The following is a 14,226-nucleotide window of genomic DNA, read 5'->3' on the forward strand; positions in this document are numbered from 1 at the left end:
CTCGTCCAGCCAGTAGGTGCTGAAGTCGCAGGCCACTAGGCTCCACGGCTGGCCGTCGCGCGCCGCCTGGCCCAGCGGACGGACTTTTTCCGGCAGCAGCGGGTTGACGGCGAGGCCGAAGTCCTGCGAGGCCAGCAGGCGGCGCACCGCGTACACCAGCTGCCAGACGCCGGCGCCTTTGTAGGCGGCATCGGCTTGCAGGCGGTCGCCGACGATGACGGTGAACAGCGCATTGGCCTTGTAGCGCAGACGCTGGCTGGATTGCGGCTGGCTGGAGACGATGCCGCCGGCCACGGTCCACAACGCGGGCAGGCGGGCCAGCGCCTGCGGGTTGATGGTGGGGCTGGCCTGGCCCGGCGTGAGGCGGCTGCTGTAGTCGCCGTGGGCCAATTGCAGGCCGCACAGGGCGGTTTCGTCTAGGTCGGCCGCCACTTCGCGCACCATCTGGCCCATGCCCTGGCGCAGGCGGTCGGCGATGGCGGTTTGCAGCGTGATCAGCATGGACATGATCATTCCTTGGAGAATGCGGGGATGGGGGAAGTGTGCAGCGGGCAGCGCCTTGCGGCTTAGTTGAGGGGTGTCAGTGCAGTACGCGTTTGAGCATCTCGCCGGCCAAGGCGACCAGCAGCGCGGAGATGGCGCCGGACAAGGCGCCGCTCTTGGCGGCCTGCACTTCCACGTCGCGCAGCCGGCCGTCCAGCTCTTCCAGTTTTTTGTCCTGCTTGGCCAGGTGGGCGACGATCATGTCCAGCTTGCCTTCTATCCGGCCCAAGGCCATCAGGTTGTCCTGTTCCACGTGAAACCTCTCAGTCTTCCGCCTGTTGCTGGCACTGCACGCAGCGGGTGCAGCTGGGTATGGCCGCGCGGCGCGCGGCCGGTATCGCTTCGCCGCAGTCCTCGCAATGGCTGTAGCCGCTGGATTGCAGTTGCTGGAAATGGCGGGCCAGCGCCTGTTCGCGGAATTCGGTTTCCAGTTCGCTGGCGCGATCAAAGAAATCGCTCATGGTTGGGGTTCCTGTTGCGTGAAGAGTTGTTTCAGGGTGAGGAGGCGCTGCTCCAGCTCGCCGCACCAGGCGCCGTAGTCGGCGGCGTGGGCGAGGAGGTCGGGTGGCGGTAGCCCGCCGCCGGCGCCGGCGGTTTGGGCGGCAGATCCAGCAGATAGGGGCTGGGCGCCGGGCAGGTCGGCGGGATAGCCGAGGAGCTGGCGGTAGAGGCGCAGGCTGTCAGGGCCAAGGCCAGTAAAGCGGGGGCCATCGTTGCGGGCGACATCGTCTATCCTTTGCGTTTGTTGGCGCCGCAGGGCTTGCAGCGCGTTTTGCTTGTCCAGCAGCTGGCCTTCCAGCCGGTCCATGCGTTGCCGCCATTGCTGTTGCCACGCCAGTGCGGCAGCCTGCTGTTGTTGCAGCTGCTGGCTGTGATCGGCTTGCAGCTCGGCAAGCTTGGCCGCCATTTCAGCCTGCCAGAGATGGCGGCTGTGGGCGCTGCCCGCGGCATAACCGGCGGCGGCCGACAGGATGGGCAGCAGCAGGCAGCCGCCGATGCGCAAGGTGGACAGGCTGATCATGGCTGGCTCCGGTCGCGGTAGGCGGCGATCATGCGCAGCGAGGCGGAATAGCCGCCCACCACGCCCAGGTAGATCAGCCAGATGTCCGGCGTCAACGCGCCGCGCCAGCCGTCGCGGATGAACATCGCGGTGGCGGCGGCGCAGGCCACGTTGGCCCACAGCCGGCTATGGCTGATGCGGCGGCTGCGCGGACTGCACAGCAGGTCGGCGGGATGCATGCTCAGGGCTCCAGTGACAGTTGAAAATGCGGGAATTCGCGGTAGGGCGCGTCCAGTTGGCCATGCCAATACAGGCCCAGGCCGAGGGCGATGCGTCCCATTGTTTGCCAGTGGGGATGGTCGGCATCGCAGACCGGTTTGCCGCCGACCAGGGGCACGACGTCGAAGGCGCGCGCGGCCGGGCTGCCGTACAGCATGGCGTTGTGGGCGGATTCTCCGGGGCGGGCATAGGTGACGATCAGGCCGGGCTTGTCGCGACCTTGCTGGTACAGCGCGTCCTGCTCGGCCGCCGAGCGCCAGGTGCAGACGATCAATGGATCTACGCCGTGGTCGCGGCAGCGTCGCAGAAAGGTTTCGGCCAGCGGTTGCAGTTGCGGGTGCAGATCGGAAATGGCGCGGCTGGCCATGCGGGTTCTCCTAGGTTCGGGAAACAATCAATGCACTTCTCCCGGTGCCGGCGGGGTTTTCAACACGCGCCAGATCATGCGGTCGCTCAGGTGGTAGCGCATGGCGAGCACGCCGACCGCCTCATTGGCGCCCAGGCCATCGGCCAGCAATTCGTCGAAGTCGCGGATCAGTTGTTGATTGCGCGCCTGGCGCAGCGCCTGGCTGCAACGCGGGATGTACAAAATGTCGCCGCCGAAGTGGTGGGTCAGCCGTTCCGCGGCTTCCTGGCCGATCACATCGACCAGTGCGGCGAAGCGCAGCTGGCCGGCGCGGCTCTGATTCTTGGAGAACGGCAGGGTAGTGCCGCCTAGCGCCTGCACCAGTTGCAGCGTGCGAGGCATGCCGATCAGCTTGGCGACCAGTTGCATGGTGGACGGCAGGGCGGGATATTGCGCAAGAGTATTCATCACGGAAGCTCCAGGAGGTCGCGAATGGCCTTGGGAGACAGTAAGTTCTAAATAAGTTACAATTTTCTGATCACGGGAAAGACAGCCAGCCGTGTATGATCGGGCTATTTTTTAGAACTAACTTGCCTTGGTCATCAGTTTAAGTATACGTTTCAACTGTAAAAATAGAATTATTGGAACTGATTTGTCATTTAGTGGCTATTCTAGACGGGTATTTTGAACTAAACAAGCAGCGAGATGTCACTACGCATGTCAGTTCTATTGGACGAGATGACAAAAGAATAGTACTCTGGGGGGTCGATCCAGCGGTACATGCAACTGATGGAGTTCCAAATGGAAAATTCTCTGCAGGCTACGGGTTTCAAGCAGCGGCTGGAACTGCTGATCGGCGCCGAAAAGCCATACGCCTGGGCGGCGCGCATCGGCATCAACAAAGGCTCCTTCACCAATATGTGGTACAAGGGCGGCGTGCCCAGGATGGCGACGGCGCAGAAGATCGCGGCCAGCAGCGGCTGCCGTCTGCCTTGGCTATTGCACGGCGAAGGGGCGATGCGCGACGAGACGGTGGCGGCTGCCGAGCTGGCGGGCGACAGCGAGCGCGGCAGGACGGCACGTCCGCTGGACGCGGATGACGATTTCGTGCCGCCGGGCGTGCATGAGGAGTTCTGTTTTATACCGCGTTATAACTTGAAGGCGTCGGCTGGTTTTGGAACCAGCGCCTCGGGCGAACAGGCGATGTTCTATATGGCCTTCCGCCGTTACTGGGTAAAGAACTATCTCAACGCCTCGCCGCGCGATCTGGCGGTGATCAGCGTCAAGGGCGACAGCATGAGCGGCGTGCTGGAAGATCGGGACACCATCCTGGTCAACACCGCCGAGCGCAATCCCGGCGAAGGGCTGTTCGTGATCCGCATCGGCGACGACATCTTCGTCAAGCAGCTGCAACGGCTGCCGGGCGGCGCGGTGCAGGTGAAGAGCGCCAATCCGCTATATGAGACCTTTACCGTCGATCTGGCCGGCGCCGGCGCCGAGTTTGAGGTCATCGGCCGGGTGGTGTGGTTCGGCCGGCAGATCGCCTGAGGACCGCCCAAGGCGTTGGGTGTAAACTGTCGCCGACTTCGCAAGATCAGGATGCACCATGCAAAACCACATTCAGGCCAGTCTGGCCGAGGCGCAGAGCGCGCTAGATAATCTGCTGGCCAATCCGCAGGCGCTGGCAGCCATCGAAGCCGCCGGACAGACCATCATCGACGCGCTGGCTGGCGGTGGGCGGATTTTCTCCTGCGGCAACGGCGGCTCGATGTGCGACGCCATGCACTTCGCCGAGGAGCTGACCGGCCGCTACCGCGACAACCGCCGCGGCATGGCGGCGATTGCCATCAGCGATCCCAGCCACATCAGCTGCGTCGGCAACGATTATGGCTATGACGAAATCTTCGCCCGCTATCTGGAAAGCCACGGCCGGGCCGGCGACGTGCTGCTGGGCTTGAGCACCAGCGGCAACAGCCGCAATGTCATCCGCGCCGCCGAAGTGGCGCGCGAGCTGGGCATGAAGGTGATCATCCTGACCGGCCGCGCCGGCAGCAGGCTGGAGCCGCTGGCCGACGTCTACGTCAACACCCCGGGCGGCCATTACGCCGACCGGGTGCAGGAGCTGCACATCAAGGTGCTGCACATCCTGATCGAGCTGACCGAACGCCATTTCTGCCCGGAGAACTATCCGGCGCCATGATGGCGCGACGGCAGCCGGCGCGCCGGCCGACGCGGTTCAGTCGGCGTTGAGAAATTCGCCGATGCGGCGGTAGGCGAGGGCGCAGGCTTCTGGCACCAGTGCTTCCATGTTCAGGAAGGCGTGCATCTGGTCGTCCAGGTGCAGTTGCGCCACCGCCGCGCCGGCGGCCTGCAACTGGCGCGCGTACAACTGGCCTTCGTCGCGCAGGATGTCGAAGCCGGCAGTGATGACCAGCGTGGCGGGCCATTGCGCGCTGCATGGCCAATACAGCGGCGACGCCTGTCGCCGGTCTTCGCCATGCTGGAAATACTGATCGAAATACCAGGCGGTGCGGTTGGCGGTGAGGAAGTAGCCCTCGCCGTTTTCCTTCACCGATGGCTGGGTCAGCGTGTAATCGACGCAGGGATAGATCAGCACCTGGCGCGCGATCTCCAGCGAGGCATCTTGCTGCGCCTTGCCGCTGAGACTGGCGCATAGCGCGCCGCCGGCGGAGTCTCCCGCCAGCGCCAGGTGCCGTTGGAAACGCAATTGGCGCTGTTCCAGCACGCCCCATACCCCCTTGGCCACCGCCCAGGCGTCGTTCAAACCGTCGGGATAAGGGTTTTCCGGCGCCAGCCGGTATTCGGCCGCCACCACGATGTGGCGGCTGGCTGCCGCCAGCCGGCGGCTGATGCCGTCGTAAACGCTGACGCCGCCGGCCATGTGGCCGCCGCCATGCAGGAAGACCAGCACTGGCAGAGGCTGCTCCGGGGCGGGGTGGTAGATCCGCACCGGCACGCTGTAATCGGGTCCGGGCACCAGGTCATCGTTGACCCAGGCGATATCGGGGCCGGGGCTGACCATCTGCGCGGTTAGTTGCGCCAACGCCTCGCGCGCGCCGATGGCCGTCGCCTTGTAGCCGGCGGCGATTTTCTGCGCGGCTATTCGATTGAACTGTTCCAACCACGGTTGCAGCGTGGGGTGGAGTGTGTGCATGGTGGGCCTCTGCCAGAGAATGCGGCATGAATGGTTGTTTCAATTTATACCATACGCATTCTTGAGGCAAATAATATGACCCATATGCCGACCGTCCTCAGCCGAACAGCATTTCCAGCAGGCCAGGACGTTTGCGGCTGTTGAGCTTCTGGTTTTCCGCCAATAACTTGTCTATCAGATGGTTGTTGGCGCGGGGCTGGCGCGCTTTCACCAGGTCGCGTTTGCCCGATGGCGTCAGCGACAGCGCGCCACTGTGCTTGCTCAGGCGATAGCCGCCGCCGCAGGCTGGGCAGTAGATGTCTTCGCCATCCGCGGCGTCCGACGGCACGGCGATGATGGGGCCGCAGGACAGACAGCACTGCATGGGCACGCCCGGTTCGCTGTGCCCCAGCACATGGTCGAGCTTGCCGGCGCGGCCCAAGGCGACGAAGCGGTCGGCCAGTTCGGCGTCGAACTGGCCGCCGCGGTTTGCCTCGATGATGGCCAGCGCTTTCTCCACCGGCATGCCCTGGCGGTAGGGCCGGCTGCTGGTCATCGCGTCAAAAGCATCGGTGATGCCGACGATGCGCGCCGCCAAGGGTATGGATTTGCCGCTGAGCTGGTTGGGGTAGCCCCGGCCATCCGGCGTTTCGTGATGGCTGAGCACCGCGTCGATCACCAGGTCGGCCAAGGGATGGTCCAGCAGCAAATCCGCGCCGACTTGCGGGTGGGTCTTGATCACCGCGTATTCTTCGTCGCTCAGCTTGTCCGGCTTGTTCAGCACCGCGTCGGGCACCCCTATCTTGCCCAGATCATGCAGAAAGCCGCCCAGCGCGATGCGTTCCACTTCTTCCTGCGGCAGCTGCAGGTCCGTCGCCAGCAGCAGGCTATAGCGCGATACGCGCCATAGATGGCCGCCGGTGTATGCGTCGCGCGCCTCTACAAGCATGGCCATGGTGTACAGGGTTTTCAGCAGTTCGCGATTGGCTTGCATGGCAGCTCTCCTGGGCAGTGGTTTTCTTACTATGGCATATGCAAATCGAATCGACAGCGGACAGATGCTGCGCTGGCGAGATCACGACAGTCAGTCGAGTGTTTGATCTATTTCTTACGGCAAACCCTGGCCGGATATACAAATTTCATATTTCCTTTCTACTGTGCTGTGGTTGTGTCTATCCCTTCGATGCCGTACCCACCACTCATCACGAGGAGAACGCATGAAAGCATGGTTGCTGTTGGGCGTCGCGCTGGCCGCGCCTGCCTTTGCCGGGAATGCCGATGTGGCGCCGGACGCCCGCTACGCCCATATCCTGTCGCCGTCAGGTCCGCTGAGCCGGGAGCAGCTGCTGAAGCAAGGGCTGCCCAAGGCCAAGACTGCCACGGCGCGGCTGGGCGCCCAGTCCGTACCGGGCCCCGCGACTTACACCTATGTGCGCTGCTATTACCGCACCTCCGGCGCCAATACCCAACCGACGACCGACTACGTATGGGCGCTCGACCCGTCCAGCGGCGACTACTATCGGCTGAACGGCCACTGGTGGGGAAGCGGGCTGTTCGACTGGAAGAACATGTTTTACAGCGACGTGACGCAGGACGCGCTGCGCTCGGTCTGCCAGAGCACGCTGGCCAAGAAAGGCATCCAGCAGCCGCCGGCGATGGTGTTCGCCGCCGACAACGCCATGTCGTTCAACTATACGGTGTGGACCAATGACCAGGCAGGCCAAAGCAGCGCGATCAACAAGATCGTGGCCTTCGGCGACAGCCTGTCCGACAACCAGAACGTCTACAACGCCTCGCAATGGACGCTGCCGAATCGCAACAGCTGGTATGTCGGCCATTTCAGCAACGGCCCGGTGTGGGCGGAGTACCTGGCGTCGCGCTTGAAGCTGCCGCTGTACAACTGGGCGATAGGCGGGGCCGGCGTCAGCACCCAGAAGCTGGTGATTCCGGGCGTGGTGCAGCAGGTGCAGTCATGGCAGCAATACATGCAGCAGGCGTCCAACTACAACCCGGCCACGACCTTGTTCACCATGTGGATAGGCGGCAATGATCTGGTCAACTACGGCAGCACGCCGGACAAGGTGATTGCCGGCCAGCAGCAGGCGCTGACCAGCCTGATCCAGGCTGGCGGCCGCAACATTCTGCTGTTGAAGTTGCCCGATGTGTCGCGCGCTCCGGTGTACCAGCTGAAGGGCGGCGCCGCCACGGTGGCGGCCCAGGTGCTGGATTACAACCAGAAACTGACCGTATTGGCCGCCTCGCTGAACCAGCAGTACGGCGTCAACATCCAGGTGTTCGACAGCTATGCGCTGTTCAACGATCTGCTGACCAATCCGGGCAAGTACCAAGTCAGCAACACTACCCAGTCCTGCCTGAACATCAACACTGATTCGGCGCTGAACTATATGCAGGGGCAGTCGCCGCGCGGCAACTGCGGCAATGCCGATACCTTCGTGTTCTGGGACACGCTGCATCCGACCACGCATACCCATCTGCTGCTGGGTAACGCGGTGGCGGACTTCCTCAGCTCGTCCGGCGCCATGCCGCTGTTGAAGACGCTGCATTGACCCGCTTAGGCGGACGGCGCTTGGTGCGTTGTCCGCCAGGGCTTACAATTCGGTTTTGAACCGGCCGGGGCCAACACCCCGGTCCGGCCGAACCGTAATCGAAAGCCCCCATGTCCAGCCTGACCGAACTCCTCAGCCGCGCCGCCGCGGCTCGCGCCGAACTCGTAGCGCGCCTCGCCGCCGAAGACACCAACTGCTACCGCTTGTTCCACGGCAGCGTCGAGGGCGTGCCCGGCCTCACCATAGACCGCTACGGCGAGCAGATCCTGGCACAGAGCTTCCACCGCTCGCTGGAGGAGGCGGAACTGGAGGAAATCCGCGCCTATTACCGCGAGACCCTGCCTGAGCTGACGCTGGTGTACAACGACCGCAGCGAGGCCAATTCCCGCGTCCGCAACGCCTTGCCGCTGGCCGAGCAGGCAGTGGCGGAACAGGACATCACCATCCGCGAAAACGGCGTGGCGTTTCACTACCAGGCGCGCCACAAGGGGCAGGACCCCTGGCTGTTCCTCGACCTGCGCGCCGCGCGCCGCCGCGTGATGCAGCTGGCAGACGGCAAGAGCGTGCTGAACCTGTTTTCGTATACCTGCGGCGTGGGCGTGGCGGCAGCCAAGGCCGGCGCCAGCTTCGTGCTGAACGTCGATTTCTCCGAATCCAGCCTCAGCGTGGGCCGCGCCAACGCCAAGCTGAACCTGCTGGCCACCCGCCCGCGCTGCCTGCACAGCGACGTGTTCGCCGCCGTGCGCCAGCTATCCGGCATCGGCCAACCGGACCGCGTGCGCGGCAAGCGCATGCCGGCCTTCCCCAAGCTGGAGCCGCGCCAGTTCGATCTGGTGTTTCTCGACCCGCCGCGCTACTCCAAGAGCCAGTTTGGCGTGGTGGACCTGGTGAACGACTACCAGGCGCTGTTCAAGCCGGCTTTGCTGGCCACAGCGCCCGGCGGCATGCTGATCTGTTGCAATAATGTTGCAGAAGTCGACGGCGATGCCTGGCTGGAGTCGCTGAAGCGCAGCGCCGCCAAGGCCGGCCGCGAAGTGCGCGCCGCGGAGTGGATCGAGCCCGATGCCGACTTCCCCAGCAACGACGGCAAACACCCGCTGAAGATCGTATTGCTGAGTGTTTGAGCGCCGTTCTCCTCTTTCAAAACCGCTGCCCAGGCAGCGGTTTTTTCTTGTCCAGACTAGGCGCGGCAGCGGCAAATTGTGGTTATATATTTAAAATTGCAGGTTTATTTTAAATGTAAACGCCTGTTATTCTATTGTCGCAGGTGGTTTACGTAAGGCGCGGAATCCTTGCCGCGACCGATTGGCAAACCGGACCACCCGCTGACAACAAGATCAAGGTATCGGGTGAATACATGAAACGACTTTTCGCATCAACCTTGCTGGCCGGCCTGCTGGCCGCCGGCCAGGCGCAGGCGCAGGCGCTGCAACCGCCCAACGACGAACTGGACGGCGTGCTTTCCGCCGGCAAGCCGCTGTCCGAGGCCGAAGCGGCCTTGGCCGCCAGCCAGGCCAAACCGCAGCAGGGCAGCACGACCTACACCTATCTGCGTTGCTATTACCGGGTCAGCCCAGCGTCCAATCAGCCGCAAACCCGTTATGTCTGGGCGACCGACCCCTCCAGCGGCGACTACTACCGCGTCAACGGCTACTGGTGGTCCGGCAGCATCGTGGCGCTGAAAAACATGTTCTACAGCGAGGCCAGCCAGGACGCGCTGCGCGCGGCATGCCAGAACACGCTGGCCAAGCAGGGCGTCAATCGCCCGCTGGCGCTGGTGGCCGCCGCCAACAACGCCATGTCGTACAACCACACCATCTGGACGCTGGACAGCGCGGCGCAGGGCCCGGCCATCAACAAGCTGATCGTGTTCGGCGACAGCCTGTCCGATACCCAGAACATGTACGGCGCGTCGCAGTGGAAGCTGCCCACCGCCCAGAGCTGGTATATCGGCCGCTTCAGCAATGGCCGCGTGTGGGTCGAGCATCTGGCCGAGCAGCTGGGGCTGCCGATCTACAACTGGGCGATAGGCGGCGCGGCGGCGGACAAGCATCTGGTGGTGCCGGGACTACTGCAGGAAGTGGATTCCTGGACGCAATACATGCAGAAGGCGCCGGGCTATCGTGCGGAGAACACGCTGTTCACCATGCTGATCGGCGGCAACGACCTGCTGAACTACGGCCGCAGCGTCGATCAGGTGATCGCCGACCAAGGCAAGGCGCTGGAAAAGATCATCGCCGCCGGCGGCCGCAATATCGTGGTGCTGAACCTGCCCGACTTGTCGCGCACGCCGTCCGGCAGCAGCGGCGGCAAGGCCGCGCAACTGGCGCAGCAAGTGAAGGACTACAACGCCAAGTTGGCGGCGCTGGTGGCCACGCTGCAGCAGAAACATGGCGCCGGCCTCAAGCTCAGGCTGTTCGACGCTTACGGCATGTTCAACGATCTGTTGGCCAATCCGGCCAAGTACCAGGTCAGCAATACCACCCAGTCCTGCCTGAACGTGGCCGCCAATGCCAGCCTGCCGTATATTTCGGCGCAGACGCCGCGGCCGGAGTGCACCAATGCCGACGCCTATGTGTTCTGGGACAATCTGCACCCGACCACGCACACCCATCTGCTGCTGGGCGGCTTCGTCGCCGACTTCGTGCGGCAGCAGGGCTATGCGCTGCTGGTCCAGGCCAAGGCGATGACGCGCCGGCGTTGACATTTCGGGGAGGTCTTCGCGCGTTCGCCTTTTTCTTGTCGGCGGCCTTATGCAAACGCTAAGCTTGAGCAGATGAGAGAAGACTAGGGGCCCGCGCAGGGCCCTTGTTGCTTGAGGGAGACCAAGATGACCGAAACCGCTCCGCTGACACCAAAACCCTGTCCCAAATGCGGCGCGCGCGGCGAGCTGGTGAAGGCCGGTTCGCGCCGGCTGTGGGTGCAGTGCAGCCGCTATCCGGAAAAGGGCAATTGCCCGGCCATCGGCGCGCAGGCCGACAACAAGAAGGAAGCGATTCTGAACTGGAATCGGCTGAAGTAAGCCCCGCTGCCGAATTCGCCGACTCGACCGCGCGGCGACCAGCCCGCGCCTTGGGCTTACTGGTTGGCCCGCACCCAGCGGTGCCACTGCGAGAACAGCTCCGGCGTGATGGCGGCCACCACCGAGCGCTTCCAGATCACGTCGCTCCAGTAATCGTCGGTATTCAGGCTGGCCAGACGGGCGCCGGCTTCCTCGGCGATGACTGCCCCGGCGGCGTAGTCCCACAGCCGCTGGCCGCCATGCAGATACAGGTCGTAGCGGCCGGCCGCCAGAAAACACCAGTCCAACGTGCTGGAGCCCATATTGCGCTGGCTGCCGCACGGCGCCACGCTGCCGATGCGCGCCGCCAGCTTGCCGGAGCGCAGATACTTGACTTCAACGCTGGCGATGGCGTCGCCGATGCAGTTGTTGATGGTCTTCAGCGGCAGGCGATGGCCGTTCAGCCAGGCGCCGAGGCCGCGGCGGGCGTAGAACATCTCGTCCGACACCGGGTTATAGATCACGCCCAGCTCGCTCTTGCCGGCCACCATCAGGCCGACCGAGATGGCGAAATACGGCAGGCCGTTGACGAAGTTGGTGGTGCCGTCTATCGGGTCCACCACCCACAGGCCGTCGCGGTTGGCCTCCCACAGCGCGTCCTGTTCCTCGCGCTCCATCTCCTCGCCCAGCACCGGATGCGGCAGAATGGCCGGCAGGCCGTGTTGCAGCGCTTGCTGGCAGGCTAGGTCGGCCTCGGTGAACAGGGTGCCGTCGTCCTTGCGGCTTTTGCCCACGTGCAAAAAGCGCGGCATGACCTCGCGCGCCGCCACTTCGCGCACCAGTCGCATCACCTGTTCTAGCACCTGCATCCTGTCTCTCCTGCAAAAATGCGTCGTCGCGGCGCAAAAGCGGTTTGCCGAATGAAGCAAACCTAGCAAAATACCGGTATCAACAGCGACTTTCAATATCCGATGCCAAGGTTTTATCTGGACGCCGACCTCGCGGTCGGCCAGCAACTGTCCCTGCCCGATGCTGTGGTGCGTCATATCCAAGTATTGCGGCTGAATGCCGGCGACGCCATCACCTTGTTCAATGGACGCGGCGGCGAGTATCACGCCGTTCTCGGCGCGGTGATGAAGCGCGACGCGCAGTGCGTGATCGAGCGCTTCGACGACGTTTCACGTGAAACCCCGCTGTGGCTGGGCCTGGCACAGGGCATTTCCAGCGGCGACAAGATGGAGTTCACGCTGCAAAAGGGCGTGGAAATGGGCGTGGCGGTGTTTCAGCCCATCGCCGCCGGCCGCTCCGTGGTCAAACTCAGCGGCGAGCGCGCCGACAAGCGGGTGGCGCGCTGGCAGGAGATCGTGATTTCCGCCTGCGAGCAAAGCGGCCGCAACACGGTGCCGCAGGTGTTGCCCATTCTGACGCTGAACGAGTGGCTGGCGCAGAGCCAGGAAGCCGACATCCGGCTGATCCTGTCGCCGCGCGGTGACAAGAGCCTGGCGCAGTTGGCCGAGCGGCCGGCGCGCAGCTGGCTGATGGTGGGGCCGGAAGGCGGCTTCTCCGCGCTAGAGGAGGATGCGGCCTTGGCCGCCGGCTGGACGCCGCTGAAGCTGGGGCCGCGCATCCTGCGCACCGAAACCGCCGCGCTGGCCGCTGTCGGCGCCATGCAGGCGGTGTGGGGGGATTACCGGTAGGGCGGAAGCCCCAAGGGGGCGTTCCGCCGAGTCTCTGCGCATGCAAGTCGTTTGGCGCTAGCGTGATGGACGGCGAGATGGCGGAACGCCCGGCATGGCCGGGCTTCCGCCCTACAGGAAGCGCAGCGGGTCGATGTGCCACTTCTCCGGCGACTCGTGCTTGACGATCTTGTCGCCGCCGCCGGCGCCCATGCGGCGCGACAGGTCCACGATTTCCGGCTTGATGTGGGTATTGCTCTTGATGCTGAAGAACACCTTTACCTTGGGGCAGATCAGATTGTGGTCGTTCTGCTCCACCACCACGCCCAGCCTGCCGCTTTCCAGCCGCACCAGAGTGCCGATGGGGTAGATGCCGATGGCGCGCATGAAGGCCTGCACCAGCTCCGGGTTGAAGTGGAACTTCGACCATTCGTAGATCTTGCGCAGGGCGTCTGTCGGCGACATGCCCTGGTGGTAGCAGCGGTCGGAGGTCAGCGCATCGTAGACGTCGACGATGGCGGCCATCTGTCCCAGCTGGGAAATCTCGTCGCCTTTGAGGCCCGCCGGATAGCCGCTGCCGTCATGGCGTTCGTGGTGCTGGCCGGCTACCTGGATGGCGATTTCCGGAATGCCCGGCGTGGCATGCAGGATTTTCTGGCTTTCCACCACATGGCACTTCATCACCTTGAATTCCTGCTCGGTCAGCTTGCCCGGCTTGTTCAGGATGTCGTCCGGCACCTTCATCTTGCCGATATCGTGCAGCATGCCGCCGATGCCGGCGTGATGGATGGCCTCGCGGCTCATGCCCAGCGCGTTGCAAAAACTGACCATCAGCGCGCCGACGCTGACCGAGTGCTGGAAGGTGTAATTGTCCTTGTCCTTGATCCGGCATAGCGACAGCAGCGCGCCGTTGTTGCGCAGAATGGATTCGGTCAGTTTCTCCACCTGCGGCTCCACCTGCTCCAGCTGCACCTGCTTGCCCAGGCGCACATCCTGCAGGATGTGGCGGACGATCAGGTTGGCCTCGTTGTGGACCAGCTGGGCGCGGCCGAACTCCTCCGCCGCCTCGACTTTGCGCGTCACGGTGCTGGGGCGGCTGGCGATTTCGATCAGCTCGCTTTCCAGCTTCTGCCGCACCTCGTGTTCGGTAGGCGCGGACGGCAGATCGAGGCCCTTGCTGGTATCGATGTAAACCTCGTGGATGCCGGAATCGATAATCTTTTCGATTTCCGATTCCTTGCGCACCAGGAAGCGGTTGACCAGGAAGGGGTGGGACATCCAGTCGCTGTTCAGATCGTGGATGTACATGCCGATCTTGATGTCTTTGACGTCTATGCGCTTGATCATGTCGGGTGTTCGGGAAAAGTTGAGTGCGGGCCGTGGCGCAGCCTCTACTACAAGCATCATCCCCGCTGCGTCGATTTGCAAGGCTGCTGCGGGAACTGTTGCAATTCGGTCTGCCGGCGGCGGCGGAAAAGGACCGGCATCGAAAAAAAATCGACTGATCATGGGCTCTGCATCTTGTCAGCGGAGCAGGGGTGGGATATATTCCGACAATTTTGTTCGGAACGCAGGCATGAAACAGGCAGCAAGACAGCGAAGCAGCATCAGCGACACCCGTCTGGGTGGCGCGGCGGCGTTGTTGTTCCGTGCCATCGTT

General features: G+C 63.7%; 18 protein-coding genes. 7 read left to right on the plus strand and 11 right to left on the minus strand.

The window, feature by feature from the left end:
- The 7 genes from C2134_RS07525 to C2134_RS07555 form a co-directional block, all read right to left on the minus strand.
- The coding region (locus tag C2134_RS07525; protein WP_158248716.1) for a phage protein Gp37 at window positions 1-507 on the minus strand (507 nt) is incomplete at its 3' end.
- A 73-nt stretch (window positions 508-580) separates the two neighbouring features.
- Complete coding sequence (locus C2134_RS07530; RefSeq protein ID WP_071110672.1) at window positions 581-796, minus strand: hypothetical protein; 216 nt, start codon at window positions 794-796, stop codon at window positions 581-583.
- Between the two features lie 10 nt (window positions 797-806).
- On the minus strand, window positions 807-1,004 hold the full coding sequence (locus C2134_RS07535) for a TraR/DksA C4-type zinc finger protein (RefSeq protein WP_043625671.1): 198 nt from the start codon (window positions 1,002-1,004) through the stop codon (window positions 807-809).
- Complete coding sequence (locus C2134_RS07540) at window positions 1,001-1,564, minus strand: hypothetical protein (protein WP_103318863.1); 564 nt, start codon at window positions 1,562-1,564, stop codon at window positions 1,001-1,003. The genes C2134_RS07535 and C2134_RS07540 overlap by 4 nt, the downstream gene beginning before the upstream one ends.
- Entirely contained in the window at window positions 1,561-1,782 is a 222-nt protein-coding gene (locus C2134_RS07545) for a hypothetical protein (RefSeq protein ID WP_103318866.1), read from the minus strand. The genes C2134_RS07540 and C2134_RS07545 overlap by 4 nt, the downstream gene beginning before the upstream one ends.
- A 2-nt stretch (window positions 1,783-1,784) precedes the next feature.
- Complete coding sequence (locus C2134_RS07550; protein ID WP_103318868.1) at window positions 1,785-2,189, minus strand: M15 family metallopeptidase; 405 nt, start codon at window positions 2,187-2,189, stop codon at window positions 1,785-1,787.
- Window positions 2,190-2,216: 27 nt separating this feature from the next.
- Complete coding sequence (locus tag C2134_RS07555) at window positions 2,217-2,636, minus strand: Mor transcription activator family protein (RefSeq protein WP_043625680.1); 420 nt, start codon at window positions 2,634-2,636, stop codon at window positions 2,217-2,219.
- Between the two features lie 333 nt (window positions 2,637-2,969).
- Here C2134_RS07555 and C2134_RS07560 point away from each other — a divergent pair, with 333 nt between their 5' ends.
- Both C2134_RS07560 and gmhA read left to right on the plus strand, forming a co-directional pair.
- Window positions 2,970-3,716, plus strand: a complete 747-nt coding sequence (locus tag C2134_RS07560; RefSeq protein WP_158248717.1) for a LexA family transcriptional regulator — start codon at window positions 2,970-2,972, stop codon at window positions 3,714-3,716.
- Between the two features lie 58 nt (window positions 3,717-3,774).
- Complete coding sequence (gene gmhA, locus C2134_RS07565; protein ID WP_103318873.1) at window positions 3,775-4,368, plus strand: D-sedoheptulose 7-phosphate isomerase; 594 nt, start codon at window positions 3,775-3,777, stop codon at window positions 4,366-4,368.
- Window positions 4,369-4,404: 36 nt separating this feature from the next.
- On the opposite strand, the gene C2134_RS07570 is transcribed toward gmhA, so the two are convergent.
- Together C2134_RS07570 and C2134_RS07575 are read right to left on the minus strand one after the other, a co-directional pair.
- Window positions 4,405-5,343, minus strand: coding sequence for an alpha/beta hydrolase (locus C2134_RS07570; RefSeq protein WP_103318875.1), 939 nt, complete (start codon window positions 5,341-5,343; stop codon window positions 4,405-4,407).
- A 97-nt stretch (window positions 5,344-5,440) separates the two neighbouring features.
- Window positions 5,441-6,316, minus strand: coding sequence for an HD domain-containing phosphohydrolase (locus C2134_RS07575; protein ID WP_103318877.1), 876 nt, complete (start codon window positions 6,314-6,316; stop codon window positions 5,441-5,443).
- 223 nt (window positions 6,317-6,539) lie between these two features.
- Between C2134_RS07575 and C2134_RS07580 the strand changes: the two genes are divergently transcribed.
- The 4 genes from C2134_RS07580 (at window position 6,540) to C2134_RS07595 (ending at window position 10,911) form a co-directional block, all read left to right on the plus strand.
- Window positions 6,540-7,889 carry an SGNH/GDSL hydrolase family protein gene (locus C2134_RS07580; RefSeq protein ID WP_233196385.1) on the plus strand — a complete coding sequence of 450 codons (1,350 nt, stop codon included), beginning with the start codon at window positions 6,540-6,542 and terminating at the stop codon, window positions 7,887-7,889.
- A 110-nt stretch (window positions 7,890-7,999) separates the two neighbouring features.
- The gene (locus C2134_RS07585) at window positions 8,000-9,013 is read left to right on the plus strand and encodes a class I SAM-dependent rRNA methyltransferase (RefSeq protein WP_103318880.1); all 1,014 of its coding nucleotides are present in this window, start codon (window positions 8,000-8,002) and stop codon (window positions 9,011-9,013) included.
- A gap of 233 nt (window positions 9,014-9,246) precedes the next feature.
- Window positions 9,247-10,593 (plus strand): SGNH/GDSL hydrolase family protein, encoded by a 1,347-nt coding sequence (locus C2134_RS07590; protein WP_233196386.1) that lies wholly within the window; start codon window positions 9,247-9,249, stop codon window positions 10,591-10,593.
- Between the two features lie 126 nt (window positions 10,594-10,719).
- The gene (locus C2134_RS07595) at window positions 10,720-10,911 is read left to right on the plus strand and encodes a Lar family restriction alleviation protein (RefSeq protein WP_103318882.1); all 192 of its coding nucleotides are present in this window, start codon (window positions 10,720-10,722) and stop codon (window positions 10,909-10,911) included.
- Between the two features lie 56 nt (window positions 10,912-10,967).
- Here C2134_RS07595 and C2134_RS07600 read toward each other — a convergent pair whose 3' ends face one another.
- Window positions 10,968-11,759 (minus strand): inositol monophosphatase family protein, encoded by a 792-nt coding sequence (locus tag C2134_RS07600; RefSeq protein WP_103318884.1) that lies wholly within the window; start codon window positions 11,757-11,759, stop codon window positions 10,968-10,970.
- 102 nt (window positions 11,760-11,861) lie between these two features.
- Here C2134_RS07600 and C2134_RS07605 point away from each other — a divergent pair, with 102 nt between their 5' ends.
- On the plus strand, window positions 11,862-12,587 hold the full coding sequence (locus tag C2134_RS07605) for a 16S rRNA (uracil(1498)-N(3))-methyltransferase (RefSeq protein WP_103318886.1): 726 nt from the start codon (window positions 11,862-11,864) through the stop codon (window positions 12,585-12,587).
- A gap of 111 nt (window positions 12,588-12,698) precedes the next feature.
- Here C2134_RS07605 and C2134_RS07610 read toward each other — a convergent pair whose 3' ends face one another.
- A complete protein-coding gene (locus C2134_RS07610) occupies window positions 12,699-13,913 on the minus strand; it encodes an HD-GYP domain-containing protein (protein ID WP_103318888.1) in 1,215 nt (404 codons plus the stop codon).
- Between the last annotated feature and the right edge of the window lie 313 nt (window positions 13,914-14,226).

The sequence above is a fragment of the Chromobacterium sinusclupearum genome (assembly GCF_002902845.1).
Taxonomy (GTDB): Bacteria; Pseudomonadota; Gammaproteobacteria; order Burkholderiales; family Chromobacteriaceae; genus Chromobacterium; species Chromobacterium sinusclupearum.

What these genes read in the sequence shown, in the direction of transcription:
- C2134_RS07605 (WP_103318886.1), top strand. Translation starts at nt 11,862, where the DNA reads ATGCCAAGGTTTTATCTGGACGCCGACCTCGCGGTCGGCCAGCAACTG.
- C2134_RS07585 (WP_103318880.1), top strand. Translation starts at nt 8,000, where the DNA reads ATGTCCAGCCTGACCGAACTCCTCAGCCGCGCCGCCGCGGCTCGCGCC.
- C2134_RS07610 (WP_103318888.1), bottom strand. Translation starts at nt 13,913, where the DNA reads ATGATCAAGCGCATAGACGTCAAAGACATCAAGATCGGCATGTACATC.
- C2134_RS07550 (WP_103318868.1), bottom strand. Translation starts at nt 2,189, where the DNA reads ATGGCCAGCCGCGCCATTTCCGATCTGCACCCGCAACTGCAACCGCTG.
- C2134_RS07555 (WP_043625680.1), bottom strand. Translation starts at nt 2,636, where the DNA reads ATGAATACTCTTGCGCAATATCCCGCCCTGCCGTCCACCATGCAACTG.
- C2134_RS07575 (WP_103318877.1), bottom strand. Translation starts at nt 6,316, where the DNA reads ATGCAAGCCAATCGCGAACTGCTGAAAACCCTGTACACCATGGCCATG.
- C2134_RS07600 (WP_103318884.1), bottom strand. Translation starts at nt 11,759, where the DNA reads ATGCAGGTGCTAGAACAGGTGATGCGACTGGTGCGCGAAGTGGCGGCG.
- C2134_RS07540 (WP_103318863.1), bottom strand. Translation starts at nt 1,564, where the DNA reads ATGATCAGCCTGTCCACCTTGCGCATCGGCGGCTGCCTGCTGCTGCCC.
- C2134_RS07590 (WP_233196386.1), top strand. Translation starts at nt 9,247, where the DNA reads ATGAAACGACTTTTCGCATCAACCTTGCTGGCCGGCCTGCTGGCCGCC.
- C2134_RS07560 (WP_158248717.1), top strand. Translation starts at nt 2,970, where the DNA reads ATGGAAAATTCTCTGCAGGCTACGGGTTTCAAGCAGCGGCTGGAACTG.
- C2134_RS07570 (WP_103318875.1), bottom strand. Translation starts at nt 5,343, where the DNA reads ATGCACACACTCCACCCCACGCTGCAACCGTGGTTGGAACAGTTCAAT.
- C2134_RS07535 (WP_043625671.1), bottom strand. Translation starts at nt 1,004, where the DNA reads ATGAGCGATTTCTTTGATCGCGCCAGCGAACTGGAAACCGAATTCCGC.
- C2134_RS07545 (WP_103318866.1), bottom strand. Translation starts at nt 1,782, where the DNA reads ATGCATCCCGCCGACCTGCTGTGCAGTCCGCGCAGCCGCCGCATCAGC.
- C2134_RS07580 (WP_233196385.1), top strand. Translation starts at nt 6,540, where the DNA reads ATGAAAGCATGGTTGCTGTTGGGCGTCGCGCTGGCCGCGCCTGCCTTT.
- C2134_RS07595 (WP_103318882.1), top strand. Translation starts at nt 10,720, where the DNA reads ATGACCGAAACCGCTCCGCTGACACCAAAACCCTGTCCCAAATGCGGC.
- gmhA (WP_103318873.1), top strand. Translation starts at nt 3,775, where the DNA reads ATGCAAAACCACATTCAGGCCAGTCTGGCCGAGGCGCAGAGCGCGCTA.